The 26620-nt window shown below is 72.3% G+C and carries 20 protein-coding genes; 9 read left to right on the top strand and 11 right to left on the bottom strand.

Annotated features, from left to right (window positions below):
• Nucleotides 1–11: 11 nt before the first annotated feature.
• Complete coding sequence (locus tag OHA34_RS02460) at nt 12–1217, bottom strand: site-2 protease family protein (RefSeq protein ID WP_285943601.1); 1206 nt, start codon at nt 1215–1217, stop codon at nt 12–14.
• 231 nt (nt 1218–1448) lie between these two features.
• Between OHA34_RS02460 and OHA34_RS02455 the strand changes: the two genes are divergently transcribed.
• From OHA34_RS02455 to OHA34_RS02435, 5 genes are all read left to right on the top strand, one after another.
• Complete coding sequence (locus tag OHA34_RS02455) at nt 1449–2366, top strand: RecB family exonuclease (RefSeq protein WP_285943602.1); 918 nt, start codon at nt 1449–1451, stop codon at nt 2364–2366.
• A gap of 98 nt (nt 2367–2464) precedes the next feature.
• Nucleotides 2465–3685, top strand: a complete 1221-nt coding sequence (locus tag OHA34_RS02450; RefSeq protein WP_285943603.1) for a sensor histidine kinase — start codon at nt 2465–2467, stop codon at nt 3683–3685.
• A gap of 101 nt (nt 3686–3786) precedes the next feature.
• Entirely contained in the window at nt 3787–4467 is a 681-nt protein-coding gene (locus tag OHA34_RS02445) for a response regulator (protein WP_285943605.1), read from the top strand.
• A 514-nt stretch (nt 4468–4981) separates the two neighbouring features.
• On the top strand, nt 4982–5776 hold the full coding sequence (locus OHA34_RS02440) for an ABC transporter ATP-binding protein (RefSeq protein WP_285943607.1): 795 nt from the start codon (nt 4982–4984) through the stop codon (nt 5774–5776).
• A complete protein-coding gene (locus OHA34_RS02435) occupies nt 5773–8274 on the top strand; it encodes an ABC transporter permease (protein WP_329520564.1) in 2502 nt (833 codons plus the stop codon). The genes OHA34_RS02440 and OHA34_RS02435 overlap by 4 nt, the downstream gene beginning before the upstream one ends.
• 111 nt (nt 8275–8385) lie before the next feature.
• Here the strand turns inward: OHA34_RS02435 and OHA34_RS02430 are convergent, their stop codons facing one another.
• Nucleotides 8386–9651, bottom strand: a complete 1266-nt coding sequence (locus tag OHA34_RS02430; protein ID WP_329520563.1) for an MFS transporter — start codon at nt 9649–9651, stop codon at nt 8386–8388.
• A gap of 67 nt (nt 9652–9718) precedes the next feature.
• Between OHA34_RS02430 and OHA34_RS02425 the strand changes: the two genes are divergently transcribed.
• Nucleotides 9719–10705, top strand: coding sequence for a DUF5937 family protein (locus tag OHA34_RS02425; protein ID WP_285943610.1), 987 nt, complete (start codon nt 9719–9721; stop codon nt 10703–10705).
• 143 nt (nt 10706–10848) lie between these two features.
• Here OHA34_RS02425 and OHA34_RS02420 read toward each other — a convergent pair whose 3' ends face one another.
• The 8 genes from OHA34_RS02420 to metH all read right to left on the bottom strand — a co-directional run bounded on the left by OHA34_RS02420 (nt 10849) and on the right by metH (nt 22322).
• A complete protein-coding gene (locus OHA34_RS02420; RefSeq protein WP_285943845.1) occupies nt 10849–11946 on the bottom strand; it encodes an ABC transporter ATP-binding protein in 1098 nt (365 codons plus the stop codon).
• Between the two features lie 98 nt (nt 11947–12044).
• A complete protein-coding gene (locus OHA34_RS02415) occupies nt 12045–13136 on the bottom strand; it encodes an ABC transporter ATP-binding protein (protein WP_285943611.1) in 1092 nt (363 codons plus the stop codon).
• Entirely contained in the window at nt 13136–14107 is a 972-nt protein-coding gene (locus OHA34_RS02410) for an ABC transporter permease (RefSeq protein WP_432763104.1), read from the bottom strand. Before OHA34_RS02410 ends, OHA34_RS02415 begins: the two co-directional genes overlap by 1 nt.
• Nucleotides 14108–14224: 117 nt before the next feature.
• Nucleotides 14225–15979 (bottom strand): ABC transporter substrate-binding protein, encoded by a 1755-nt coding sequence (locus OHA34_RS02405; protein ID WP_285943613.1) that lies wholly within the window; start codon nt 15977–15979, stop codon nt 14225–14227.
• Nucleotides 15980–16016: 37 nt separating this feature from the next.
• Nucleotides 16017–17021, bottom strand: a complete 1005-nt coding sequence (locus tag OHA34_RS02400) for an ABC transporter permease (protein WP_329520562.1) — start codon at nt 17019–17021, stop codon at nt 16017–16019.
• Between the two features lie 452 nt (nt 17022–17473).
• Entirely contained in the window at nt 17474–17899 is a 426-nt protein-coding gene (locus tag OHA34_RS02395) for a hypothetical protein (RefSeq protein WP_285943615.1), read from the bottom strand.
• 228 nt (nt 17900–18127) lie between these two features.
• Nucleotides 18128–18808, bottom strand: a complete 681-nt coding sequence (locus OHA34_RS02390; RefSeq protein ID WP_285943616.1) for an HAD family hydrolase — start codon at nt 18806–18808, stop codon at nt 18128–18130.
• Between the two features lie 40 nt (nt 18809–18848).
• Nucleotides 18849–22322, bottom strand: coding sequence for a methionine synthase (metH, locus tag OHA34_RS02385; protein ID WP_285943617.1), 3474 nt, complete (start codon nt 22320–22322; stop codon nt 18849–18851).
• Nucleotides 22323–22470: 148 nt separating this feature from the next.
• On the opposite strand from metH, the gene OHA34_RS02380 reads away from it, so the two are divergent.
• From OHA34_RS02380 to OHA34_RS02370, 3 genes are all read left to right on the top strand, one after another.
• Nucleotides 22471–22929, top strand: a complete 459-nt coding sequence (locus OHA34_RS02380) for a universal stress protein (protein WP_285943618.1) — start codon at nt 22471–22473, stop codon at nt 22927–22929.
• Nucleotides 22930–23166: 237 nt separating this feature from the next.
• Complete coding sequence (locus tag OHA34_RS02375) at nt 23167–24009, top strand: PAC2 family protein (RefSeq protein WP_285943619.1); 843 nt, start codon at nt 23167–23169, stop codon at nt 24007–24009.
• A gap of 509 nt (nt 24010–24518) precedes the next feature.
• Nucleotides 24519–25340 (top strand): oxygenase MpaB family protein, encoded by an 822-nt coding sequence (locus OHA34_RS02370; RefSeq protein ID WP_329520561.1) that lies wholly within the window; start codon nt 24519–24521, stop codon nt 25338–25340.
• A 25-nt stretch (nt 25341–25365) separates the two neighbouring features.
• Here the strand turns inward: OHA34_RS02370 and mshC are convergent, their stop codons facing one another.
• Nucleotides 25366–26610 (bottom strand): cysteine--1-D-myo-inosityl 2-amino-2-deoxy-alpha-D-glucopyranoside ligase, encoded by a 1245-nt coding sequence (gene mshC, locus OHA34_RS02365; RefSeq protein WP_329520560.1) that lies wholly within the window; start codon nt 26608–26610, stop codon nt 25366–25368.
• Nucleotides 26611–26620 lie beyond the last annotated feature (10 nt).

Below are 26620 nucleotides of genomic sequence, written 5' to 3'. Positions count from 1 at the left end.
GTTTGGGGCGTTCAGACCCCGGCGAAGGCCCGGTCGACGTCGCCGGCGGCGAGGACGCCGTAGACGCGGCCGTCGGGTTCGACCAGGAGGTACTCCGAGGCGGGGGCGCGGCGGAGCGCGTCGATCAGTTCCTCGCCGGCCAGGTCGGCGGGCAGGGTGAGGGTGGTCTCGAGGCCGCGGGACAGGTCGCCGACCGGGATCCAGGGGCGGCGGTGCTCGGGGGTGGAGGTGACGGACTTCTCGCTGACCAGGCCGAGGGGGCGGCCGTCGTGGTCGATGATGACGATGGCGCCGGCGTGCTGCTCGTGGGTGCGGCGCAGCGCCTCGGCGAGGGGGACGTCGGCGGTGACCTGGGCGGCGCGGCGGGCGAGGCGGCGGGCCTGGAGGAGGGGGATGCGGTCGCGGACCCGCTCGGCGCGGATGGCCTGGGTGGCGCCCACCCAGATGAAGGAGGCGACGAGCGCGGACCACAGCAGCGCGAGCCAGCCGATGCCGCCGCCGGTGCCGTCCTCGGTGCGGTCGGTGGCCAGGAACGCGCCGGCGACCAGGCACAGGACGGCGACGCCGCGGCCGACCCAGCCGGCGAAGATGGCGCCGTTGCGGCTGTGGCCGGTGGCCTTCCAGACCGCGGCCCGGACGAGGCGTCCGCCGTCGAGGGGGAGGCCGGGCAGCAGGTTGAAGACGCCGACCAGGAGGTTGGCGAAGGTGAGGGCGTCGACGAGCAGGAGCGCGACGTCGGGCATCGGGACGATCATGTGCGCCAGCAGGCCGAATCCCGCGAGGACGAGGTTCACCAGGGGGCCGGCGAAGGCGATGAGGAATTCGCGGCCGGGGGTGGGGGCCTCGCGTTCGATGGAGGTCTCGCCGCCGAGGATGTGCAGGGTCACCGACCGTACGGGCAGGCCGAGGACGCGGGCGGTGACGGCGTGGCTGAGCTCGTGGACGAACACCGATCCGTAGAGCAGGACGGCGTAGGCGAAGGCGACCAGGTAGCTCGCGGGGCGGGAGATGACGCCGTTGACCTGGCCTTCGAACATGATGGTGACGAGGACGGCGACCACGAACCAGCTCGGCGAGACGAACACCGGGACGCCGAACGGGCGGCCCATGTAGAGCCCGGGGCGTCCGCCGCGGCGGGGGCGGCCGGGAGGGCCGCCGGAGGTTCCGGGGTCGCCGGCGGGCGTCTCGCCCTGGGGCGGGGGTGCGCTGTCTGTCACGTCCCCGATGCTACGGCCCCGTGGCGGCGGATCGGCTGGCCGCGGCGTCCGGACGGTTTCCGAAGTGGCCCGGGAGGGGGGCCGGGAGGGCCTGACGGGCCCGCTGACGTGATCTTGGGGCGGACGGCGGGCACGGGGGCCCGCGGGGCGGAGCGGGGCCCGGCGGGGCGCTGGGCTCGGCGGACGGCGGGGTGCGGGTTTTCGTCGGGGGTGTCGCCTACGCTGCTGGCCATGACGACCACCGAGGCCGACGGCGAAGCGGTCACGCGGACCAGCGGTGGGCGGCCGGCGGCGGCCGGCTCCCTGTCCCCCTCCCGCGCGGGCGACTTCATGACGTGTCCGCTGCTCTACCGGTTCCGGGTGATCGACAAGATCCCCGAGCGGCCGAGCCCGGCGGCGGCGCGCGGCACGCTGGTGCACGCGGTGCTGGAGCGGCTGTACGACCTGCCGACGGGCGGGCGGACGGTCCCGGCGGCGCTGGAGCTGCTCGGCCCTCAGTGGGAGCGGCTGCTGGCGGCCGAGCCCGGGCTGGCGGCGCTGTTCGAGGACGGCGAAGCTGGCCGGGCCGAGCGCGACGGCTGGCTGGACGAGGCGCGGCAGATGGTGGAGCGCTACTTCACGCTGGAGGACCCGACCCGGCTGGAGCCCGCCGAGCGCGAGCTGTTCGTGGAGACGGTGCTGGAGTCGGGGCTGCGGCTGCGCGGCTACATCGACCGGGTGGACGTCGCGCCGAGCGGTGACGTGCGGATCGTCGACTACAAGACGGGCAGGGCGCCGCGGGCCGACTTCGAGGCGCGGGCGCTGTTCCAGATGAAGTTCTACGCGCTGGTGCTGTGGCGGTCGCAGGGCCGGGTGCCGCGGCTGCTCCAGCTGATGTACCTCGGCAACGGGGAGATCCTCCGGTACGAGCCTGACGAGGCCGATCTGCGGGCGACCGAGCGCAAGGTCGAGGCGCTGTGGCAGGCGATCCGGCGGGCGATGGACACCGGCGAGTGGCGGCCCCGCACCAGCCGGCTGTGCGACTGGTGCGACCACAAGGAGCGGTGTCCCGAGTTCGGCGGCACCCTTCCGCCGCTGCCGTCGTCGCCGGTCGACCGGCCGTCGCCCGCCGACCTGGAGACGGCGGCGCGCGAGCGCGATGATCTGTAGGGCGGTCCGGAGGGGCGTCGCGGGTCCTCCTTGGGGATGACGCCGGATCGGCGTTCAGGAGGGCTCGCGACCTGGCACGACCTCCTAGGGTGAGAATCGTGTCACCCCGCATCCGTGGTCTCCAGAATTTCCGCGCCTGGCTTCAGGCGCGTCCGCAGGCCGCCGACGCCCTGCTGGCGCTGGGATTGCTGCTGGTGGGGCTGCCGCAGCACTATTTGCAGGAGGTGGGCGCGGAGCCGCTGGCGCGGTTCCACTCCCCCGATCTGCTCAACGGGGTGCTGATCGTCCTGGTGACCGGGGCGCTGGTGTTCCGGCAGCGGTTCCCGATGTCGGTGCTGCTGTTCGTCATCGTGGGCGAGCTCCTCGTCACCGCCCGCGACTATCCGCCGTCGATCCCCGGCGTGGTGGCGTTCCTGGTCGCGGTGTACAGCGTGGCGGTGCACCGGGGGCTGGCGCACAGCGCGCTCGGTGGGCTGCTGGCGTTCGTGTACTTCGTCGCGTCGCTGCTGCTGCTGCCGGTGGGCATGTCGGTGCTGGTGCTGGCGACCGACTGCGCGCTGGTGGCGGGGGTGTGGGCGCTGGGCCGCAATCTGCGGCTGCGGCGGACCTACTTCGCCGAGCTGGAGCACCGGGCGGCGCGGCTGGAGCGGGCGCGGGGCTCGGACGCGCGGGCGGCACGGATCGAGGAGCGGTCGCGGATCGCGCGTGAGCTGCACGACGTGGTCGCGCACCATGTGAGCGTGATGACGGTGCAGGCGGGCGCGGCGCGGCGGATCATCGACCGGGATCCGGGCAGTGCCCGGGAGGCGATGTCGACGATCGAGGAGGTCGGGCGGACGGCGCTGAGCGAGATGCGGCGGATCGTGGGGGTGCTGCGGACCGACCGGGACACCGAAGCGGCGGGCCGGGAGTTGGCGCCGCAGCCGGGGCTGGGGGATCTCGGGGAACTGCTCGACCACGTCCGGGAGACGGGGCTGGCGGTGCAGCTGTGGATCGAGGGCGAGGCGCGGACGCCGTCGCCGGGGGTGGACGTGGCGGCGTTCCGGCTGATCCAGGAGGCGCTGACCAATACCCTCAAGCACGCCGGGTCGCAGGCGCGGGCCTGGGTCCGGCTGTACTACACCGACGCCGATCTGACGGTGGAGATTGAGGACGACGGGCGCGGCACCGCGACCATCATCGCCGACAATGAGGACAATCCGGGGCACGGCCTGGTCGGAATGTACGAGCGGGTCGCGCTGTACGGCGGCGAGTTGCGCATCGGCCCCCGGGTCGGCGGCGGGTTCGGGGTGCGGGCGCGGTTCCCGCTGGAGGCATAGCCTCCGTAGGGACATACATTCGAGCACGAGCGGCGCGGAACGAGGAGCGGGACGATGGACACGAGCGGGGACCGGCCGGCCGGCCGGGGCGGAGCGACTCGATGACGACCGTACGGGTGCTGCTCGTGGACGATCAGCCGCTGCTGCGGACGGGGTTCCGGCTGATCCTGGAGGCCGAGGCCGACATCGCGGTGGTCGGCGAGGCCGGTGACGGCGCGGCGGCGGTCGAGTTGACCCGGTCGCTGCTGCCGGACGTGGTGCTGATGGACATCCGGATGCCGGGGGTCGACGGGATCGAGGCGACCCGCCGGATCATCCGGGAGGAGGCGGCCTCTCATGATCCCCGGGTGCTGATCCTGACCACGTTCGACCTGGACGAGTACGTGATCGAGGCGGTGCGGGCCGGGGCCAGCGGGTTCCTGCTGAAGGACTCGCCGCCCGAGGACCTGGTGACGGCGATCCGGATCGTGGCGGCCGGTGACGCGATCGTGGCGCCGAGCGTGACGCGCCGGCTGCTCGACAAGTTCGCGACCCGGCTGCCCGCGGTGCGCGACGCGTCGCCGCCGCCGGGGCTGAACACGCTGACCGAGCGGGAGCGCGAGGTGCTGTCGCATGTGGCGCGCGGCCAGTCCAACGCCGAGATCGCGGCGGCGCTGGTGGTGAGCGAGACGACGGTGAAGACGCATGTCGGGAACGTGCTGGCCAAGCTGGGACTGCGCGACCGGGTCCAGGCGGTCGTCTACGCGTACGAGACGGGCCTGAGCCGTCCCGGCCAGACCTGACCGTCCGCCCGGCGCTCCCTCCGTCCGGTCTCCTGTCCTCGGCCCTCCTGCGCTCGCGCGCTGACCCTGGTGCGGCTGGCCGCGGCACCCCTGACCCCGGCACGCCCCGACCCTGCCCCCTGGCGCCGGCGCGCCTGACCGGCGCCCGCGTGATCCCCCGCTCCCCCGTGCCGTCCGGAGGCGCCCAAGGTCGGGAGCCCAAGCCGGGAGCACAGGCCGGGAGCACAGGGCCGGGGGCTTGGGGTGGAGGCTTGGGCGCGGGCGGATTCTCGCGGCTCCCTCAGGGGCGGCCCCTGAGGGACCCCCCGCTCTGGACGGGGTCCTCTACTCCCGCAGGACGACCGCCGGGGGGCTTCCTCATGCGGAGGGTGGAGCAGGAAGTCCGTTCCCTGGGTCCATCCCTCCGGGGTGCCGGACTTCTACTGTTTTGTTGCACGGGGATCGCCGGGGAATCGCGATCCCCGTTTCCCTCCACCCTCCACCCTCCACCGCAATTGCAGACAGGGGAGTTCACGTGACGAACGCCGCCCCATCCGGCTCCGACGCGCACCTCGCGCCCGGGGCGGGCGATTTCGCCGCACGGGCCCAGCAGGTCGCCAAGCGCTACGGCCGCGGCGACGCCGAGGTGGTGGCCCTCGACGGGGTGACCGTGGGCATCCCCCGCGGCCGGTTCACCGCGGTGATGGGCCCCTCCGGCTCGGGCAAGTCGACCCTGATGCACTGCATGGCGGGGCTGGACTCGATCGACTCCGGCCAGGTCTTCATCGGCGACACCCAGGTCACCGGGCTGAAGGACAAGCAGCTCACCCGGCTCCGCCGCGACAAGATCGGCTTCATCTTCCAGGCGTTCAACCTGGTGCCGACGCTGACCGCGCTGGAGAACATCACGCTGCCGATGGACATCGCCGGGCGCAGGCCCGACCGGGAGTGGCTCGACCAGGTGATCGACACCGTCGGCCTGCGGCCGCGGCTCAAGCACCGGCCGTCGGAGCTGTCGGGCGGCCAGCAGCAGCGGGTGGCGTGCGCGCGCGCCCTCGCCTCCCGGCCCGAGATCATCTTCGCGGACGAGCCGACCGGCAACCTGGACTCCCGGTCGGGCGCCGAGGTGCTGGGCTTCCTCGCCGACTCGGTCGCCCGGATGGGCCAGACCATCGTGATGGTCACCCACGACCCGACCGCCGCGGCCTACGCCGACCAGGTGCTGTTCCTGACCGACGGGCAGATCGTCGACACCATGGCCGGGCCGACCGCCGAGCGCGTGCTCGAGCGGATGAAGGGCTTCGAGCTGCCGGGGGTAGCGGCCCGATGATGGCCAAGGTCACGCTCCGCAACCTGGCGGCGCACAAGATCAGGCTGGTGCTGACCGCGGTGGCGGTGATCCTCGGGGTCGCCTTCGTGGCCGGCACGCTGATCTTCACCGACACGATGAACAAGCAGTTCGACGACGTGTTCGGCAAGATCGGCAAGAACATCGCGGTGGACGTGCGGGCCAAGAAGGTCGTGGACGTCGACGACGACGGCGCCGCGGCCGAGCCGGTGCCCGCCTCGGTGCTCCAGGCGGTGCGCGGGATCGACGGGGTCCGCGACCCGGTCGGCAACGTGAACGGCTACGCGGCCGTGGTCGGCCGCGACGGCAAGATCATCGGCACCGAGCAGCAGGGCCCGCCGCAGCTCGGCACCAGCTGGAACACCGCCGGCGACTTCGACCTGGCGTCCGGCCGCGCCCCGAAGGGGCCCGCCGAGGTCGTCGTGGACGCCGAGACCGCCAAGAAGGGCCGCTACGGGATCGGCGACACCGTCAAGGTGATCACCACCGGCCCGCCGCGGCCGATGAAGATCGTCGGGCTGGTCGACACCGGCAACATGATGGGCACCACCATCACCGCGTTCGACACCCCGACCGCGCAGCGGCTGCTGCTCAAGCCGGGCTACTACTCCGACATCGAGATGGGCGCCGACGGCATCGGCGAGGCCGAGCTGCGCGACCGCGTCGCCCGGGTGCTGCCGCCCAACATGGAGGCCGTCACCGGGGCCGAGATGCGCGCGGACACCAAGAGCGACGTCGCCGCGATCATGGGGTTCTTCCGTACCTTCCTGCTGGTGTTCGCGCTGATCTCGATCTTCGTCGGGGCGTTCATCATCTTCAACACCTTCTCGATGCTGGTCGCCCAGCGCACCCGTGAGCTGGCGCTGCTGCGCGCGATCGGGGCCGGCCGGCCGCAGGTGACCCGGGCGGTGATCGGCGAGGCGGTCGCGGTCGGCGTGGTCGGGTCCACCGTCGGCCTGGCCGCCGGCGCCGGGCTGGCCGCGCTCCTCCAGACCCAGATGGGCGACGCCGGCTCGAGCGGGCTGGTGTTCACCGCGAGGCCGGTGATCTGGTCGTACGCGGTCGGCATCATCGTGACCGTGGTGTCGGCCTACTTCCCGGCCCGCCGCGCCGCCAAGATCCCGCCGATCGCGGCGATGCGCGACGACGTGGCGATGCCGCAGCGGTCGCTGCGGATCCGGATCGCGCTCGGGACGCTCCTCACCCTGGTCGGCGCGGGCCTGATCGGGCTCGGCCTCGGGGGCGGCGGCGGCAACCCCGCGGTCCCGGTCGGGATCGGCGCGTTCCTGGTGTTCATCGGCATCACCATGCTCGCCCCGGTGATCAGCGTCCCGGTGGTGAAGGTGCTGGGCGCGCCGGCCGCCGGGCTGATGGGCGCGCCGGGCCGGATGGCGCGGCAGAACGCGCTGCGCAACCCGCGCCGCACCGCGGCGACCGCCGCCGCGCTGATGATCGGCCTCGCGCTGATCACCGCGGTGAACGTGATGGGCGCGTCCATGCGGGCCTCGGTCGATGCGCAGGTCGACCAGCAGTTCGGCGCCGACTACCTGATCGAGCCGACCGGCGCCGGCGGCGTCGGCCCCGAGGTCGTCGCCAAGATCGCCGCCGCCCCCGGGGTGGAGAAGGCCTCGCCGTACTACACCGCCAACGCCAAGATCGACGGCAAGCGCGCCGCGTACGTGTCGGGCGACCCCGCGGCGCTGGCGCAGGGCACCAGGCTGAAGATGGTGTCCGGCGGGACGGCCCTCGGCCGCGACGGGATGATGGTCGACGAGGAGACCGCCGAGAGCCAGAAGTGGACGCTCGGCGGCACGGTGCCGGTGCAGTTCACCGACGGCCGGACGCAGCCGCTGCGGATCGCGGGGATCTACGCCAAGAACGACACTCTCGGCCCGAAGGTGATCTCCCAGACGGCGTACCTGGCGCACACCGCGAAACCGGCGATCGCCAGCGTGATCGTCGACACCCGCAGCGCCGACACCGCGACCAGGACCGCGCTGGAGGGCACCCTCAAGGACTATCCGAACCTGAAGGTCACCGATCAGGACGCGCTCAAGAAGGACGCGCGCAAGCAGGTCGACGGGTTCGTCACCTTCCTGACCATCCTGCTGGTGATGTCGGTGATCATCGCGGCGGTCGGGGTGGTCAACACCCTGGCGCTGTCGGTGATCGAGCGGACCCGGGAGATCGGGCTGCTGCGCGCGATCGGGATCAGCCGCCGCCAGCTCCGCCGGATGATCCGGGCCGAGTCGATCGTGATCGCGATCTTCGGCGCACTGCTCGGCATTGGCCTCGGGGTGGCGTTCGGCGCCGCGCTCCAGCAGGCGCTCAAGGACGACGGGCTGAGCGAGCTGGCGATCCCGGTCGGGACGCTGGCCGCCTACCTGGTGGTGGCGGCCGTGATCGGCGTGCTGGCCGCGCTGTGGCCCGCGTGGCGGGCCGGCCGGATGGACGTCCTGAAGGCCATCTCCACCGAGTGACGGACCGGACCCCGCCTGTGGGCCCGCCGAGCGGCCCACCAGGTCCCCGCCCGGGTCCGCCGACCCGCCGTCTCCCCGCCTCCGTGCCGGGGAGGCGGCGGGTCGGCGCGTTCAGGGCGCGGGGACCGAGCGGCGGAGCGCGGGCCGCAGCAGCGCGGTGACCGCGAGGATCAGCACGCCCGCGGCGGCGAGGGCCGGGCCGACCGTGACGAACTCGGCGAGGGCGCCGACGGCCAGCGGGCCGATCCCCTGCAACGTCATCAGGCCCGTCGACAGCAGCCCGAACGCGTGCCCCCTGCCGTCCTCGGGCAGCGCGTCGACGAACGGCCGCTGGATCCCGAGCTCGTAGGCGAGCCCCGTCCCCGCGAGCAGCAGCAGCGCCGCGGCGGCGGGCGCGGGAACGCCGAGCGCCAGCGGCAGCAGCGGCAGCCCCGTCAGCGCCATCAGTGGGACCAGCAGGCGTTCCCGCGCCGGCGGGGACAGCAGCCGGCCGGCGGCGAGGTTGCCGAGCAGCATCCCGCCCACCGTGCAGCCGAGCAGCAGCGCCGCGGTACCGCTGCCGAACCCCCGGACCGCCGCGTACGGCACCAGCAGGCTCTCCGCCCCCGCGCAGAACGCGCTCGGCAGCCACTGCGCGAGGAGCAGCGGTCGGACGACCGGGTCGGTGAGCAGCCGCACCGTCCCGGCCCAGCTCTCCTTCACCAGCGACCGCCGCCTCCCGCCGTCCGCCCCGTCCGTCCCGTCGGCCGCTCCCCCGTCCGAAGCGGGTGGCGGCGCGGGCGGCAGGTCGGGCAGGAGGAGGCGGACGAGCAGCGCGGCGGCCAGGTACGCGGCGGTCGCCGCGAGCAGCGCCCCGCGGACCCCGAGGACGGCGACCGCGATCCCCCCGCAGGCCAGCCCGAGGAGCTGCGCGATCGCCGCCGAGATCGTCATCAGCGACCGGCCCAGCACGTAGGCGTCGCCGGTGAGGACCTCGGCCACCAGGCGGTTCGTCGCGCCCGCGAACACCGGGGTGGCACAGGCGATCAGGGCGACCAGCGCGAGCGCGGCGGCGATCGGAAGGTCCAGCAGCGCCAGCGCGAGCGCGGCCACCGCCTCCAGCGCGTACGCGCCGGCGATCAGCGGCCGGGGGCGCAGCCGATCGGCGAGCGCGCCGGCCAGCGTCCCGCCCGCGACCTGCGGCAGGAACCCGGCGGCGAACGCGGCGGAGGCCAGCAGCGGCGACCCGGTCCGGCCGTACACCAGCACCGACAGGGCAAGCATCCGCAGCGTGTCCGCCATGATGGCCACGGTCCGGGTGGCGAACAGGACCCGGAACCGCGGCTCACCGAGCGCGTCGCGATAGGCGGGCCGCCGCGCGGCCCCGGTCATCGTCATGCGCCCACCCTGGACGCGCCGGTAAACGGGCCGCCATCATTACGCCACAGGACGTAAGGTCATGCCCGTGATCCGATTCGAGGTGGGCACCGAGGACCTCCTGCACAGCCGGTTCGCGCTGTCGCCGCTGTTCGAGCTGGACGGGCTGCTGCGCACCCTGTCGGGCCTGAGCGGCCGCCACCTGCCCGGCGGATGGGCCGCGCGGCTCGTCCCGGAGTTCCGGCGGCTGCGCTCCACGACCGACCTCGACGCGGTGCTGGCCCTCCAGGCCCCCTCGCGCGGCACCGGCTTCACCGCGCCGCCGCCGCTGGGGCTCGCGCAGACCCTGGAGGACGACCTGGCGATGGCCCGGGCCACCCCGCCGGCCGTGGCGCGCCGGGAGATCGCGCTGTGCCTGGAGGCCCGGCCGGCGTCCGATGAGCGGGTGCTGAATCTCCTGCACGGGCCCGGTGCCGTCGAACGGGTGGCCGCGGCGCTGGAGGCGGCCTGGCACGCACTGCTCGCCCCCGACTGGCCCAGGCTGCGCGCGATCTGCGAACGGGACGTCCTGCACCGGGCGGGACGGCTCAGCCACGGCGGCTGGGAGGCGGCGCTGCGCGACCTGCACCCGAGGGTCCGGTGGCGGGACGGCGGCATCGAACTGCTGCGCACCCGCAGCCGCGTGACCGCCTCTCCCAGCGGGCGCGGGCTCCTGCTCATCCCGTCGGTGTTCGTCTGGCCGGCCGTCGCCGCGCACACCGAAGCCCCCTGGCCGCACACCCTCATCTACCCCGCGCGGGGCATCGCGGCCCTGTGGGAGAGGCCGCCGGCGGCGCCGCCCGGGGCCCTCGCCGACCTGGTCGGACGGACCCGGGCGCGGATCCTGCTCGCACTGGACGAGCCCGCGGGCACCAGCGGCCTCGCCCGTGCCCTGGGCGTCGCGACGGGCTCGGTCGGCGACCACCTGACCGTCCTGCGGCGCGCCGGGCTGCTGGAGAGGGCGCGCGCGGGACGCGAGGTCCTCTACCACCGCACCCCGCTCGGGGACGCCCTGGCACGCGCACCGGACGACTGAACGCCGCCCCGGGGTCGCGCCCGGCCCCGGACGCCCGGCCCCGGACGCCCGGCCCCGGACGCCCGGACGGCGGCGGGCCCGGCCGGTGCGGAGCGTTCCGCACCGGCCGGGCCCGCGTCGCCGGGAGGCGAGGTGCCAGGCGATCAGCCTCCGGGCGTGCCGTCCTCGGCGGACGCCGCGGCCGGTGCCACCGCGGCCTTGGCGACCTCGTCGGTCGCGCTGACGGAGGCGTTCTCCGGGAAGTGGCACGCGGCCTGGTGCCCCGGGCTGAGCTCCACCAGCGGCGGCTCGACCTGCTTGCAGATGTCCTGCGCCTTCCAGCACCGGGTGTGGAACCGGCAGGCGGGCGGCGGGTCGAGCGGGCTCGGCACGTCCCCCTGGAGCCGGATCCGGGTCCGGTCGCCGCGCAGGCTGGGGTCGGGCACCGGCACGGCCGACAGCAGCGCGTTGGTGTAGGGGTGCATCGGCCGCTCGTACAGGTCCGCCCGGTCGGCGATCTCGACGATCTTGCCGAGGTACATGACCGCGACGCGGTCGGAGATGTGCCGCACCACCGACAGGTCGTGCGCGATCACCACGTAGGTGAGGTCGAGCTCGTCCTGGAGGTCCTCCATCAGGTTGACCACCTGCGCCTGCACCGACACGTCCAGCGCCGACACCGGCTCGTCGGCCACGATCAGCTTCGGCCGCAGCGCCAGCGTGCGGGCGATCCCGATGCGCTGCCGCTGCCCGCCGGAGAACTCGTGCGGGTAGCGGTTGTAGTGCTCGGGGTTGAGGCCGACGAGCTCGAGCAGCTCCTGCACGGCCTTCTTGACGCCCTGCTCGGTCTCGATGCTCTGGAGCCGGAACGGCGCGCCGACGATCGACCCGACCGTCTTGCGCGGGTTCAGCGACGAGTACGGGTCCTGGAAGATCATCTGGAAGTCGCGGCGGAGCGGGCGAAGCCGCCCCTGCGACAGCCCGGTGATGTCCTGGCCCTCGAACTTGATCTTCCCGAAGCTCGGGTCGAGCAGCCGCATGATCATCCGGCCGGTGGTGGACTTGCCGCAGCCCGACTCGCCCACCAGCCCGAGCGTCTCGCCCTTGCGGACCGAGAACGACACCCCGTCGACGGCCTTCACCGCCGCCACCTGGCGGCGCAGCAGCCCGGCGGTCACCGGGAAGTGCTTGCCGAGGTTCTCCACCTCCAGCAGCGGCTCCCCGTCCCGCGCCGGGCGCGGCTCCTTGACCGTGGTGACCACGGGCGCGCCCCCGGTCACGGTGCCGGGCTCATCCGCGCCGGCCGCGTTCTTCGATGTGCTCACAATGCCGTTCCCACCGTCGTTGCCACCAGTGCCCGTCACAGCTTCGGCGCGATCTCGTCGTTCCAGATCTCCCGCCGCTTCTCCAGCGGGATGTGGCACGCCGCCCGGTGCCCCGGTTCGAGCTCGCGCAGCTCCGGCCGCTCGGCGATGCTCTTGCCGTCGGTGAGGTCCTTGTAGGCGCACCGCGGGTTGAACGCGCAGCCGTCCGGGACGTTGATCAGGCTGGGCGGCGTCCCCTTGATCGGCATCAGCCGCTCGGACCGCTCCCGGTCCAGCCGCGGCATCGAGCCGAGCAGGCCCCAGGTGTAGGGGTGCAGCGGACGGTGGAAGGCGTCCTCCACCGCCGCGTACTCCGCGCACCGGCCCGCGTACATCACCAGGATGTCGTCCGACAACTCGGCGACCACGCCCAGGTCGTGCGTGATCATGATGATCGCGGAGTTGAACTCCTGCTGGAGGTCCCGGATCAGGTCCAGGATCTGCGCCTGCACGGTGACGTCCAGCGCCGTGGTCGGCTCGTCGGCGATCAGCAGCTCGGGGTCGCACGACAGCGCCATCGCGATCATCGCGCGCTGCCGCATCCCGCCGGAGAACTGGTGCGGGAAGTCGTCCACCCGCTGCTGCGGCTTGGGGATGCCGACCTTGCCGAGCATGTCGATGGCGTGCTTGCGCGCCACCTGCTTGGACACGTCGTTGTGCACCCGGTAGGCCTCGATGATCTGATGGCCCACCGTGTAGAACGGGTGCATCGCCGACAGCGGGTCCTGGAAGATCATCGCCATCTTGCGGCCGCGCAGCCGGCGCACGTCGTCGGCCGAGGCCCCGACGAGCTCGGCGCCGTCCAGCCAGATCTGCCCCGACACCCGGGCGTTGCGCCGGTTGTGCAGGCCGAGGATGCCGAGGCTGGTCACGCTCTTGCCCGAGCCCGACTCGCCCACGATCCCGAGGGTGCGGCCCCGCTCCAGCTGGAACGACAGCCCGTCGACGGACTTGACCAGCCCGTCGTCGGTCGGGAAATGGATCTTCAGATCGCGGACCTCCAGGAAGGCCGAGGGTGCGCCGGCGGCGGCCCCGTCCTTCTGTTCGCCCGGTCCGTCGATCAGCTCGGCCGGTCGTTTGTCCGCCATCAGCTGTGCCTCACCCTCGGGTCGACGACGCCGTACAGGATGTCCACGACCAGGTTGGCCAGGACGATGAAGAGCGCGGCGACCATGGTCGCCCCCAGGACGACCGGCAGGTCGCTCTGGTTGACCCCGTCCAGCGCGAGCTGACCGAGACCGGGGATGGAGAAGGTCTTCTCGGTGATGATCGCGCCACCGAGCAGCAGCCCCAGGTCGAGTCCGAACACGGTCATGATCGGGGTCAGCGAGGCGCGCAGGCCGTGCTTGACCACCACGGTCTTCTCCGAGAGGCCCTTGGCCCGCGCGGTGCGGATGTAGTCCTCGTTCATCGTCTCCAGCATGCCCGCCCGGGTGAGCCGGGCGTACAGGGCGGCGTAGAGGAACGCCAGGCAGATCCACGGCAGGAGCAGGTTGAACGGGTTGTCGCCCAGCCCTCCGTAGTTGACCTCTGGCAGCAACTCCCATTTGTGCACGACGAAGGCCAGCGACAGCAGACCGGTGAAGAACACCGGCAGCGACACGCCCGCCAGGGCCACCGCCATCGCCATCCGGTCGAAGATCGTCCCTCTGCGCAGCGCGGACAGCACGCCGATCGACACGCCCGCCAGCACCCACATCACCGCGGCGCCGAGCGCGATCATCAAGGTGATCGGCGTACGGTCCACGATCTGGTCGAACACCGGCTGGTTGGTGCGGAAGGAGTAGCCCATGCACGGCGCCGGGCAGTCGATCTTCTCGGTGCCGGTGTCGTAGGTGTCGCCCACGACGATGGCCTTGATGTACTTCCCGTACTGGACCGGAATGGGGTCGTCGAACCCGAACCGGTCCTTGATGGCGGCCAGGGTGACCGCGTCGGGCTGTTTGCCCGCGAAGCGGCCGGCGAGGTCGTCGCTGCTGACCCCCGCCGCCCTCGGCACCAGGAAGAAGATGGAGAACGTCACCGCGCTGATGATGAGCAGCAGACCCACCGCGCCCAGCAGACGGCGAACAATGAATGCGACCACAGTCTCCGGCGCGGGCGGCCGCCGGGGGATCAGCCCCGGCGGCCGCCCTATGCCTTCACCTGCCTTCTCTCAGGTAGTGCGGAACCGTGCTCAGCCGGTGACGCCGAGGCTGGCGTAGTCGTACATGCCGTAGCCCGCGTGGAAGTAGACGTTGGTCAGGTTCGACGGGCGGAACAGCAGCGACTTGGCGTACACGTTCGGCAGGATGGTCGCCTGCTCACGGGCGCTCTGGTCGATCTCGTTGTAGATCTTGGCCCGCTGCGCCGCATCGGTGATGCCAGCGACGTCGTTCCACTTCTTGTTGATCTCCGGGTCGCGCAGGTCCTCGACGTTGACGTTGCCCGTGGGGGTGATCGCCTTCTCGTCGGTGAGCGGCTGGAGGTAGCCGTAGCCGGTGTTCCAGTCCGGGGCCCAGCCGTAGGTGCCGAGGCCGATCTTCTCCTTGTCCATGAACTTCGGCGCGCCGAGCTGCTCGTTGGTGTAGGTACCCGACGGGTAGCCCTTGAGCTCCAGCTTGATGCCGATCTTGTCCAGGCCCTGCTTGAGCGCCTCCGCGGTGGCCTTCTCCTTCGGCCGGTCACTGCGGTAGATCATCGTGGTGGAGAAGCCGTCCGGCTTGCCGCACTTGGCGAGGGAGGCCTTGGCCTGCGCCGGGTCACCGGTGTAGGTCTTGTCCGCCTTCGTGTAGAAGTCGGTGCCCTTCTCCCGGCCCGGGATGTTCGGCGGCTGGATCGAGGTCGACATCTCGCCGCCCACGTCGCCGCCGTAGGCCCGGAACATCGCCGAGCGGTCGGCGCCGTAGATGATCGCCTTACGGCACTCGATGTTCGGGATGTTCTTGGTGTTGATCGGGATGAACCAGTGGAAGCCCGCCAGCGGGTTGTCGGCGTTGCCCTTGAGCTTCGGCTTGGTCAGGATCTCCTGACGGGCCGCGGCCTGGACGCCGGTGCCCGGCAGGTCGACGTGCACCGTGCCGGCGATCACCCGGCTGTCGATCTCCTCGGCCTTCAGGCCCGACTGGACCTCGATCTTGTCCGGGAGCTGCTTGCGGTTGGGGTCGGTCGCCGGGTCCCAGTTGGGGTTGCGGACCAGCGTGCCGCCCTTCTTCGGCTGGTAGTCGCCCTCCAGCTTGTACGGGCCGGACGACACCGGGTGCATGCCGTAGCGGATGCCCTTGTCCTTGTCGGCCGGGACCGGCGCGGTCTGCCCGCTGAAGCCGACGACCTGGTCGAACTCGGAGAAGGGGGCCTTCAGCTTGAAGACGACGGTGTAGTCGTCGGGGACCTCGACGCCCTTGAAGTTGTCAAGGTTCTTGTCCTTGAACGCGCCCTTGTAGCCCTCCGCGTCCAGCAGCTGCGGGAAGTAGGACGGGCCGTTGTGCAGGACCGCACGGTCGAACGTCCGCCCGACCGCGTACTTGATGTCCTTGGCCTTGATCTCGGTGCCGTCCTCGTACTTGACGCCACGCTTGAGCTTGTAGGTCCAGGTCTTGCCGCCGTCGGTCGCCACGCCCTTGGCCTCGGCCAGGTCGGGGACCATCTCGGCGCCGGCGATGCCCGGCTTGGCGGCGTAGGTCATCAGGTTGCGGGAGAACAACCGGACGAAGTTCAGGCCGTAGGCGTAGTAGATGTCGGCCGGGTCCAACGACTCGAAGTCGTCGGGCTGGGCCATCTTCAGCACGCCGCCCTTGTGGTCGGACGGGTTGACCACCGCCGTCGACGCGGCGTCGAACTTGCCGGTACCGCCCTTTTCGCCTTCGTCGTCGCCGCCGCCACAGGCGGACAGTCCCAGGCTCAGGGCGACGAAGCCCGCCGCCGCGCCTGTCACCACCTTGGGAGATCTCATCAGTTCCCTTTCGCTAATACCGGACGTTCGCCGGGGGTCATCGGGCCCGTGGGTCCAGGGCGTCGCGCAGTCCGTCACCGAGGAGGTTGAAGGCCAGGACGGTGACGAAGATCGCGAGACCGGGGACGATCACGAAGTGCGGAGCGACCGAGTACAGCTCGGTGGCCTGCGACAGCATTCCGCCCCACGAGGGGTCGGGCGGGTTGATGCCGACGCCGAGGAACGACAGCGCGGCCTCGAACAGGATGTTGGTCGGGATGAGCAGGGTGGAGTACACCAGGATCGGTGCGATCAGGTTGGGCAGGATCTCCTTGAACAGGATGTAGGAGTTGCGCGCGCCCATGCTCTGGGCCGCGTCGACGAACTCCCGCTCCCGCAGCGACATCGTCTGGCCGCGGATGATCCGGCCGATGTAGGGCCAGTTGAAGAACCCGATGATGAACACCAGGATCGCGATCCGCAGGTTGTTGCCCTCGAGCCCGAGCAGGCTGTTGGGGATCACGCCGACCAGCGAGATCGCGAACAGCACCAGCGGGAAGGCCAGGAAGACGTCCATGGCGCGGGCGATCAGGGTGTCGACCCAGCCGCCGAAGAAGCCGGCCACGATCCCCATCACGGTGCCGATCACCACCGACACCAGGGTGGCCAGGACGCCGATCAGGATCGAGATCCGCGCGCCGTACAGGATGCGGCTGAACAGGTCGCGGCCGTTGATGGGCTCGATGCCGAACAGGTGGTCGGCGCTCATTCCGCCGAACGACTTGAGCGGGCTGCCCAGCGTCGGGTCGACCAGGTTCTGGTGGAACTGGTTGGGCGGGTTGCCGAGCCACCGGGCGATCAGCTCGGTGACGCCCGGCAGCGAGACGATGATCAGGAGCAGCACGAACACCGCGCCGCCGATCGCCACCTTGTCCCGCCTGAGCCGCAGCCACGCGATCTGCCCGAGGGACCTGCCCTCGATCGCCTTGCGGCCGACGCCCTCAAGGACGGCATCCGGCTGAGCCTGTGCCTCCGAACCGGACACCTCGATCGGTGCGGTCACGCTCCGTACCTCCTACCCTTCGGCCACGCTGCCGCCGGCACAACGTCAGGCGGCTGCGAAGATCGTCCGCTGCCCCGTGCCCGTTACGCCGCGTTTGCTGGAGGGAAACCTAGTACTTCGGACACGACTGTCCATCCGTGAAGCGACCTTCGCCAGTACCCGTTTCTGACTTGTGATCTCGTCGTCATCTCGGGCACACGTGACCTCGGCAACACCTCGGACAAATCGTCCGAATAGTACGTACTGTGGCACCCTGCTCGGCAACCGAAACCCGGTCTAGACCGGCAAGCTTTACCGTACCGAGTCCGATCTGAGATCGATCGTCCGCAGGTCAGCGCCGCCGGACACAGATAGAACGGGCCGGGAGGCCCCCAGCGCTGCTGGGGACGCCCCGGCCCGCGGCCCGGCCGAAAGTGATCGTTCTCACCGGGGAGTGCCCCGGCGCGAACCGGCTACTGGATCCCGCGGTCGCGCAGGATCTTCTCGATCTCGGCGAGCTCCGGGTCGCCGGCCGGCTTCGGCGCCGCCCGCTCGACCTCGCCCCTGGACCCGCCGCCCGACCGCCGGGCGGCCTTGGGCGCCTTCGCCGCCCCGCCCTCCGCGACCGCCGCCTTCCGGCGGCTCAGCATCGCGCCGGAGGTCAGGTAGAGCAGCACGGCCAGGCCCGTGACGGCCACGCCGGCCCACTTGACCGGACTGAACGCCAGGTCGACGAAGAACTCGGTCACCCCGGTCATCGCCGCCGCGACCGGCACCAACGACCAGGCGGCGCCGCGCAGCCCCGCCCCCGCGCCCCTGGCGCGATAGGCTCCATAGCTGGCGACCAGGCCGACCAGGGTGACCCCCAGGCTGATCGCGAAAATGACTGCGTCGCTCATGCCCGCCCCTCAATCCGAACAGTGCTGCTCTCTCCATCGTCACACGCCGCGCGGCCTCTGACGCTCCTCCCGGCGGACGGTTTGTCGGGCATCGGGCCTCCTCCTCTGGCGTGATCCACCCCCTGAGGACCACCCCGGAGGTATCGGCCGCATCCGGGACCATCCCGTCACAGGTCAACGTCGCGCAACGGTTCGGGGACGATGGGGTAGCGTGATGATCTTGAGCGGTCAGCCGACCATGGCCGACAGCCCGGCCAGGTCGATCTCGCACAGGGACGCCACCACCACGCGTCCCGGCGCCTCCCTTATCGGCAGCAGCCCGGGGACCGCGACCGTGCGGCAGCCCGCCGCCTCCGCGGCGGCCAGGCCGTTCGGAGAGTCCTCCAGCACCACGCACCGGCCCGGCGGCACCCCGAGCGCCGCCGTCGCCTTCAGGTACGGCTCGGGGTCGGGCTTGGGCCGCGCCACCTCGTCGCCCGCCACGGTCAGCACGAAGTGCTCGCGGCCGAGCGCGTCCAGTACCGGCTCCAGGAGCCGCCGGTAGCTGGAGGACACCAGCGCCGCCGGGACGCCCGCCGCCTGCACCTCGGCCAGCAGCTCCTTGGCGCCCGGCATCATCGGCACCGACGCCGACAGCCGCTCGACCATGCCGTCCACCATCCGCCGCGCGACCTCCTCGGGCGCCGCGTCCGCGCCGGTGTGCTCCAGCATCAGCCGCACCGCCACGTCCAGGGACCCGCCGACCATCTGCTCCTGCTGCTCGGGGCCCCAGGAGCCGCCCAGCCAGTCCATGACGCCGGTCTCGACCTCAAGCCACAGCCGCTCGGAATCGATCAGCAGGCCGTCCATGTCGAACAGGACGGCCGCCAGGCCCACGCCGGCCGCCGCGCCACCGGTCTCCTCGTGCACGATCCACATCCTCCCGAACCCGAAAAGGCCCGACACTACGTCACGTGTTGAAGTACTTGGCCTCCGGGTGGTGCACGACCAGCGCGTCGGCCGACTGCTCGGGGGCCAGTTGCAGCTCCTCCGACAGGGTGACCCCGATCCGCTCGGGCTTGAGGAGCCGGACGAGCTTGGTGCGGTCCTCCAGGTCCGGGCAAGCGGCGTAGCCGAACGAGTAGCGGGCGCCGCGGTAGCCGAGCTTGAAGAAGTCCTCCACGCTCTCGGAGTCCTCGGCGCCGAAGCCGATCTCGGACCGGATCCGGGTGTGCCAGTACTCCATCAGCGCCTCGGTGAGCTGCACCGACAGGCCGTGCAGCTCCAGGTAGTCGCGGTAGGCGTTCTTGGCGAACAGCTCGCCGGTGGCCTCGGCGATGCGGGACCCGACGGTGACGAGCTGGAAGGCGATCACGTCGGTCTCGCCCGAGTCGCGCGGGCGGAAGAAGTCGGCCAGGCACAGGTGCCGGTCGCGGCGCTGGCGCGGGAAGGTGAACCGCTCCCGGTCGGACCCGTCCTCGTTGAGCACGACCAGGTCGTCGCCCTCGCTGACGGCCGGGTAGTAACCGTAGACGACTCCGGCCTCGATCAGGCCGTCGGTCTGGATACGGTCGAGCCACATCCGCAGCCGGGGCCGCCCCTCGGTCTCGACCAGCTCCTCGTAGGAGGGGCCGTCTCCGCGGGCGGGCTTGAGGCCCCACTGCCCCATGAAGGTGGCCCGCTCGTCCAGGAACGAGGCGTAGTCCTTCAGCGTCAGGCCCTTGACGACGCGGTCGCCGAAGAACGGCGGCGCGGGCAGCTTGTTGTCGACGGCGACGTCGGAGCGGGCGGGCATCTCCTCGGGCTCGGTGACCTTGAGGGTGGCGCCCTTCTTCACCCGCCGCTCGCGCAGCGGCGGGAGCTGCGCGCCCGCCTCGCCGCGCTTGACGGCCATGAACGCGTCCATCAGCCGCAGCCCCTCGAAGGCGTCGCGGGCGTAGCGGACCTCGCCGTCGAACAGCTCGGCGAGGTCCTGCTCCACGTAGGCGCGGGTGAGCGCGGCGCCGCCCAGCAGCACCGGCCACTCGCCGGCCAGGCCGCGGGAGTTGAGCTCCTCCAGGTTCTCCTTCATGATCACCGTGGACTTCACCAGCAGCCCGGACATCCCGATCACATCGGCGCGCTGCTCGCCGGCGGCCTCCAGGATCGCCGACATCGGCTGCTTGATCCCGATGTTGACGACCTCGTAGCCGTTGTTGGACAGGATGATGTCGACCAGGTTCTTGCCGATGTCGTGCACGTCGCCGCGGACGGTGGCCAGCACGATGCGGCCCTTGCCGCCGTCCTCGGCCTTCTCCATGTGCGGCTCGAGGTAGGCGACCGCGGTCTTCATCACCTCGGCGGACTGGAGCACGAACGGGAGCTGCATCTGCCCCGACCCGAACAGCTCGCCGACGGTCTTCATGCCGTCCAGCAGCACGTCGTTGACGATCTCCAGCGCGGGACGCTGGGCGATGGCCTCGTCGAGGTCGGCGTTCAGGCCGTCCAGCTCGCCGTCGACGATGCGGCGCTTGAGCCGCTCCCACAGCGGCAGCCCCAGCAGCTCGGCGGCCCGGTCGGCCTTCATCGCCGCGGTGTCGACGCCCTCGAACAGCTCCATGAAGGTGAGCAGCGGGTCGTAGTCGCCGTCCCGCCGGTCGTAGATCATGTCGAGCGCGACCTTGCGCTGCTCCTCGGGGATCCGCGCCATCGGCAGGATCTTGGAGGCGTGCACGATCGCCGAGTCGAGCCCGGCGTCCGCGCACTCGTTGAGGAACACCGAGTTCAGCACGATCCGCGCCGCCGGGTTGAGCCCGAACGACACGTTGGACAGGCCGAGGGTGGTCTGCACCTCGGGGTGGCGGCGCTTGAGCCCGCGGATCGCCTCGACCGTCTCCAGGGCGTCGCGGCGGGACTCCTCCTGGCCGGTGCCGATGGTGAACGTAAGGCAGTCGACGATGATGTCCTGGACCCGCATCCCCCAGGTGCCGGTCAGCTCCTCGATCGTCCGGACCGCGATGTCGACCTTGGTGGCCGCGGTGCGGGCCTGGCCGGTCTCGTCGATGCACATCACCACGATCGCGGCGCCGTGCTCCTTGACGATCGGCATCAGCCGGTGGAGCTTGGAGTCCGGCCCGTCGCCGTCCTCGAAGCTGACCGAGTTGACCACCGCGCGCCCGCCGAGCATCTCCAGCCCGGCCTGGATCACCGGCGTCTCGGTGGAGTCGAGCACGATCGGCAGGGTGGCGGCCGTCGCGAGCCGGAACGCCACCTCCTTCATGTCGGCGACGCCGTCGCGGCCGACGTAGTCGATGCACACGTCGAGCATGTGCGCGCCGTCGCGGGCCTGGTCCCGGGCGATCTTCACGCAGTCGTCCCAGCGCCGCTCCAGCATCGCCTCGCGGAACGCCTTCGAGCCGTTGGCGTTGGTGCGCTCGCCGATGGCCAGGTAGGAGGTGTCCTGCCGGAACGGGACGTGCTGGTACAGCGACGCGGCCCCGGCCTCGGGGCGGGGGCGGCGCTCGGCGACCTCACGGCCGCGGACCCGCTCGACCACCTGGCGCAGGTGCTCGGGGGTGGTGCCGCAGCAGCCGCCGACCAGCGAGAGCCCGAAGTCGCGGGTGAAGGTGTCGTGCGCGTCGGCGAGCTGGCCGGGCGTCAGCGGGTAGCGGGCGCCGTCGGAGCTCAGCTCGGGCAGGCCGGCGTTGGGCATGCAGGACAGCCCGATCCGGGCGTGCCGGGCCAGGTAGCGCAGGTGCTCGCTCATCTCGGCGGGCCCGGTGGCGCAGTTGAGGCCGATCACGTCGAGCTCGAGCGGCTCCAGCGCGGTGAGCGCGGCGCCGATCTCCGAGCCCATCAGCATCGCGCCGTTCTGCTCGATGGTGACCTGGCCGATCAGCACCGTCCCGCTGCCCGCGGCGCTGATCGCGCGCTTGGCGCCGATCAGCGCGGCCTTGGCCTGGAGCAGGTCCTGGCAGGTCTCCACCAGAATCGCCTGGACCCCGCCGGCGATCAGCCCCTCGGCGTTGCGCTGGTAGGCGTCGCGCAGCTCGGCGAAGGTGACGTGGCCGAGGGTGGGGAGCTTGGTGCCGGGGCCGACCGAGCCGATCACCCAGCGCGGGCGGTCCGGGGTGGAGTAGGCGTCGGCGGCCTCGCGGGCGATCCGGGCGCCCGCCTCGGACAGCTCGTGGATCCGCCCGGTGATGTCGTACTCGCCGAGGTTGGCCAGGTTCGCGCCGAAGGTGTTGGACTCGACGCAGTCGACGCCCGCGTCGAGATAGGCCTCGTGCACCGATCGGACGATGTCGGGCCGGGTGGCGTTCAGGACCTCGTTGCAGCCCTCGAGCCCCTCGAAGTCGTCCATGGTCGGGCCGGCGTCCTGGAGCATCGTCCCCATGCCCCCGTCGGCCACGACGACACGGTCTTTCAGGGCCTGACGCAAGGACTGCGGAGTGGGAGTGCTCATGGGGCACCACCTTATCCGCCCGGGGCCGGTGCCTCCGGAGCGGTCCGCATGCTGGGAGCGCTGCCGGCGGGGCCCTGTGCGGCCAGTGACGGATGGGGCGCCGGAAGGGTAGCGTGCCGCCGATACCTACTCCCCGGTAAGGAGCGGCATGAGCGCATACCGCACCATCCTCGTCGGCACCGACGGCTCGGACACCTCGTTCCGCGCGGTCGACAGGGCCGCCCAGCTTGCCGCCGCCACCGGCGCCACGCTGCTGCTCGCCTCCGCCTACAGCCCGATGCCCCAGCGGGAACGGCAGAGCGCCGCCGACCGCCTCGGCGACCTGGCCTACAAGGTCCAGGGGTCCACCCCCGCCGACGACGCCCTGCGCGCGGCCCGCGAGCGCGCGGTCGCGGCCGGGGCCAAGGACGTCGAGGAGGTCGCCGTCGAGGGCGACGCCGTCGACGTGATCGCCAAGCTGGCCAAGGAGCGCGACGCCGAGCTGGTGGTGGTGGGCAACCGCGGGCTCAACAGCCTGGCGGGCCGGCTCCTCGGCTCGGTCCCGGCCAACCTGTCGCACCGCTCGCCGTGCGACGTCCTCATCGTCCACACGACCGGCCGCAAGTGACGCGGGCGGCCCCGCGCCGCCGGTGACGCGATCGTGACCCGGGCCCCTGGGACGGGCGGACGCGGTGGTCCCGCGCCCCCCGCCGCCCGGGGCCCGGAGGTCTCGGCGGCGGAACGGCGGGGTAGGTCCCTCTCAGGACGTAGGCTGGCAGCCACCGATCATGAGCCGGGGTCCCCGACCCCCGGGAATGACGGCCCCCGCGGTGACGCTGTACCCGACGTCGGAAGGAGGCAGCGCGTGGTCGAGCTCGAGAGCGTGCCGGAACTCGTCGATCCGGTGCTCGTGGCCGCCTTTGAGGGGTGGAACGACGCGGGAGAGGCCGCCAGCGGGGTGATCCAGCATCTGGAGTCGACCTGGGAGTCGGTGCCCATCGCCGAACTCGACCCGGACGACTACTACGACTTCCAGGTCACCCGCCCGATCGTCGAGATGATCGACGGCGAGAGCCGCGGGATCACCTGGCCGACGACCCGGGTGTCCTGGGCCCGCCTCCCCAACGGCCGCGACGTGGTACTGCTGCACGGCATCGAGCCCAACATGCGCTGGCGGTCGTTCTGCCGCGAGCTGATCGGGCTGACGCTGGAGCTGGGCGTCCGCAAGGTGGTGCTCCTCGGGGCGCTGCTGGCCGACGCGCCGCACACCCGGCCGGTACCGGTCACCGGTGCCGCGTCCGAAGTGGGGCTGGTCAACACCCTGCACCTGGAGCCGACCCGCTACGAGGGCCCGACGGGCATCCTCGGGGTGCTCCAGGACGCCTGCGCCCAGGCCGACCTCAGCACGGTGTCGCTGTGGGCCGCGGTGCCGCACTACGTGGCGCAGCCGCCCTCGCCCAAGGCCACGCTGGCGCTGCTGCGCCGGGTGGAGGACATCCTCGACGTGACGATCCCGCTCGGCGAGCTGCCCGAGGAGGCGCGGGCCTGGGAGAACGGCGTGAACGAGCTGGCCGAGGAGGACTCCGAGGTCGCCGACTACGTGCGCACGCTGGAGGAGCAGAAGGACGCCACCGAGCTGCCCGAGGCGAGCGGCGACGCGATCGCCCGCGAGTTCGAACGCTACCTGCGGCGCCGCGACGCCGGCTGACCCCACCGGGTACCGCCGCCGCTACCGGCGGCGCGGGGCCGCTGAACGGCCGCGCCGGTCCTCGGAGCCGGACGCGTGCGGGCGCACGGGCACCGGCGCGCGGGGCGGCGGTGCGTGCGGCGGCGTCACGGCGGCCGGTTCGTGGCTCATGGTCACGGCCTACCCGCCCGCGTCGGCGCCCAATCCGCTTCCACGGCCGCGCGAACCCGCCGTGACCTGCGGTGATCTTTGTCGAGGAGTCTCCTTGAGCTCCTCGACGGCCCGTGTGCGCCGCGGTACATATGATCTTTTCCCGACCGGGTCCGTCCCGGCAGGCCGCCCGTTCTTGGCGCCCGAGCAGGTGTCGGGCCGTACCTGGGAATGCCGTGTGATGGGGTAGAGGGAGGCGGGCGGCCGGCGCGGGCGCCCGTCGGCGTGGCGCCGGCGTGGCTTGTACGGGGCGGCACGATGAGCAAGTATTCACTTACTCCGCCGCCTCGTCCCGTCCCGTCCCGTCCGAAGGAGCCGCCGTGACCGCACCCGCACCGGGCCCCGACCGCACCGTCCTGCGGCTCCTGGCGGCCGAGCCCGCCGTCATGCTGGCCGCCGGGCGGGCCCTGCTGCTCCAGGTCGCCCACCCCAAGGTCGCCCAGGGCGTCGCCGACCACAGCGACCTGCGCAACCGCCCCCTGGACCGGCTGTTCGGCACCCTGGACTTCCTCACCATCGTCGCGTTCGGCACCGAGGAGGAGGCCGAGCGGATGGGCCGCGCGATCCGGCGCATGCACGAGCGGATCACCGGCCCCGGCTACTCGGGCAACGACCCCGACCTCCAGGTCTGGGTGAACGCCACCCTGATCGACGCGGCGCTGTACGTCTACGAGCGGATCCTCCGCTCCCCCAGCGGCGACCTCGCCGCCGACTACATCGACCAGGCCCGCTACGTCGCCGACGTGCTCGGCTGCCCGCCCGGCGCCCAGCCCCCCGACATCGCCGCGTTCCGCCGCTACACCGACGGGATGATCGCCTCGCTGGAGGTGACCGACGAGGGCCGCGAGGTCGCCCGCGCCGTGCTGTGGTCGCGCAAGCTGCGCTGGCTGTGGCCCGCCCTGTGGCTCAACCGCTTCATCACCACCGGCCTGCTCCCCGAGCCGATCCGGGAGCAGTACGGCCTGCCGTGGAGCCCGCGCCGGGACCGCGTCCTGTGGTCACTGCTCAGGACGGGCGCGTTCGGCTACCGCCTGGTCCCCGGGCGGCTCCGGCGGGCGGGCGTCCCCCTCATGCTGTGGACGTCCCGCCGCCGGATCGAGCGCCGCGGGCGCAGGTTCGCCGCGCGGTCCGCCACCGCCTGACCGCCCCGCTCCGGACGGCCGCGGCTCAGAGGGCGACGCCGAGGAGGGCGTCGGCGACGGCGCGGATCCGGGCGGGCGCCTCCGCGTCCGGCCCCCCGCCCTCGGCCAGCGCGCGCTCGGCCCAGGAGTCCACCGCCGCCAGCGCCGCCGGCGCGTCCAGGTCGGCCGCCAGGGCGCTCCGGACGTCGCCCGCCACCGGCTCGGCCGGCGGGCCCGAGGGCAGCGCGGCGGCGGCCCGCCAGCGCGCCAGCCTGGCCTCGGCGGCCTCCAGCTGTGCCGGGGTCCACTCCCAGTCGGCCCGGTAGTGCCGCGCGAGCAGCGCGAGCCGGATCGCCATCGGGTCGGTGCCCTCCTCACGGAGCCGGGAGACGAAGACCAGGTTGCCCCGCGACTTGGACATCTTCTCGCCGTCCAGCCCGACCATGCCCGCGTGCACGTACGCCTTGGCGTGCGGGCGCTCGCCTGTCGCCACCTGGGCGTGCGCGGCGCCCATCTCGTGGTGCGGGAAGGCCAGGTCCGAGCCGCCGCCCTCCACGTCGAAGGCCATCCCGAGGTACTCCACGGAGATCGCCGAGCACTCCACGTGCCAGCCGGGACGGCCCACGCCGAACGGCGAGTCCCAGCCCGGCTCGCCGGGCCGCCGCGCCATCCAGAGCAGCGCGTCGAGCGGGTCGCGCTTGCCGGGCCGGCCGGGGTCGCCGCCGCGCTCGGCGAACAGCGGCGCCATGGCGGCGCGGTCCAGGCCGCTCACCTCGCCGAAGCCGGGGTCGGCGGCGACCGGGAAGTAGACGTCGCCGTCCACCTCGTAGGTGGCGTCCTTGGCGCGCAGCTTCTCCACCATCTGCACGATCATCGGGATCGCCTCGACCGCGCCGACGTACTGGTCGGGCGGCAGGATCCGCAGCGCGGTCATGTCGTCGCGGAAGAGCTGGATCTCGCGCTCGGCCAGGGCGCGCCAGTCCTCCCCGATCTGCTCGGCACGTTCCAAGAGGGGGTCGTCGACGTCGGTGGCGTTCTGAACGTAGTGCACCCGGTGGCCGAGGTCCCGCCACACCCGGTTGACCAGGTCGAACGCCAGATAGGTGTTGGCGTGGCCAAGATGGGTGGCGTCGTAGGGGGTGATCCCGCAGACGTACATCCGGGCCGTCGCACCCGGCTCGGTGGGCCGTACCCCGCCCGTCCCGGTGTCGTGCAGGCGCAGCGGATCCGCCGCGCGGGGCAGGCCGGTGTCGGGGAGGCTGGGCACTTCGGGAGCGGACCACGATCGCATACCGAAGAGC

Source organism: Spirillospora sp. NBC_01491 (assembly GCF_036227065.1).
GTDB lineage: Bacteria > Actinomycetota > Actinomycetes > Streptosporangiales > Streptosporangiaceae > Spirillospora > Spirillospora xylanilytica.
The sequence above is the reverse complement of the archived record's forward strand: the minus strand, read 5'-3'. Positions and strand labels throughout refer to the sequence as shown.

Coding starts and splice junctions, on each gene's coding strand:
- OHA34_RS02445 (WP_285943605.1), top strand. CDS start 3,787: ATGACGACCGTACGGGTGCTGCTCGTGGACGATCAGCCGCTGCTGCGG.
- OHA34_RS02395 (WP_285943615.1), bottom strand. CDS start 17,899: ATGAGCGACGCAGTCATTTTCGCGATCAGCCTGGGGGTCACCCTGGTC.
- metH (WP_285943617.1), bottom strand. CDS start 22,322: ATGAGCACTCCCACTCCGCAGTCCTTGCGTCAGGCCCTGAAAGACCGT.
- OHA34_RS02455 (WP_285943602.1), top strand. CDS start 1,449: ATGACGACCACCGAGGCCGACGGCGAAGCGGTCACGCGGACCAGCGGT.
- OHA34_RS02430 (WP_329520563.1), bottom strand. CDS start 9,651: ATGACGATGACCGGGGCCGCGCGGCGGCCCGCCTATCGCGACGCGCTC.
- OHA34_RS02415 (WP_285943611.1), bottom strand. CDS start 13,136: ATGGCGGACAAACGACCGGCCGAGCTGATCGACGGACCGGGCGAACAG.
- OHA34_RS02380 (WP_285943618.1), top strand. CDS start 22,471: ATGAGCGCATACCGCACCATCCTCGTCGGCACCGACGGCTCGGACACC.
- OHA34_RS02435 (WP_329520564.1), top strand. CDS start 5,773: ATGATGGCCAAGGTCACGCTCCGCAACCTGGCGGCGCACAAGATCAGG.
- mshC (WP_329520560.1), bottom strand. CDS start 26,610: ATGCGATCGTGGTCCGCTCCCGAAGTGCCCAGCCTCCCCGACACCGGC.
- OHA34_RS02405 (WP_285943613.1), bottom strand. CDS start 15,979: ATGAGATCTCCCAAGGTGGTGACAGGCGCGGCGGCGGGCTTCGTCGCC.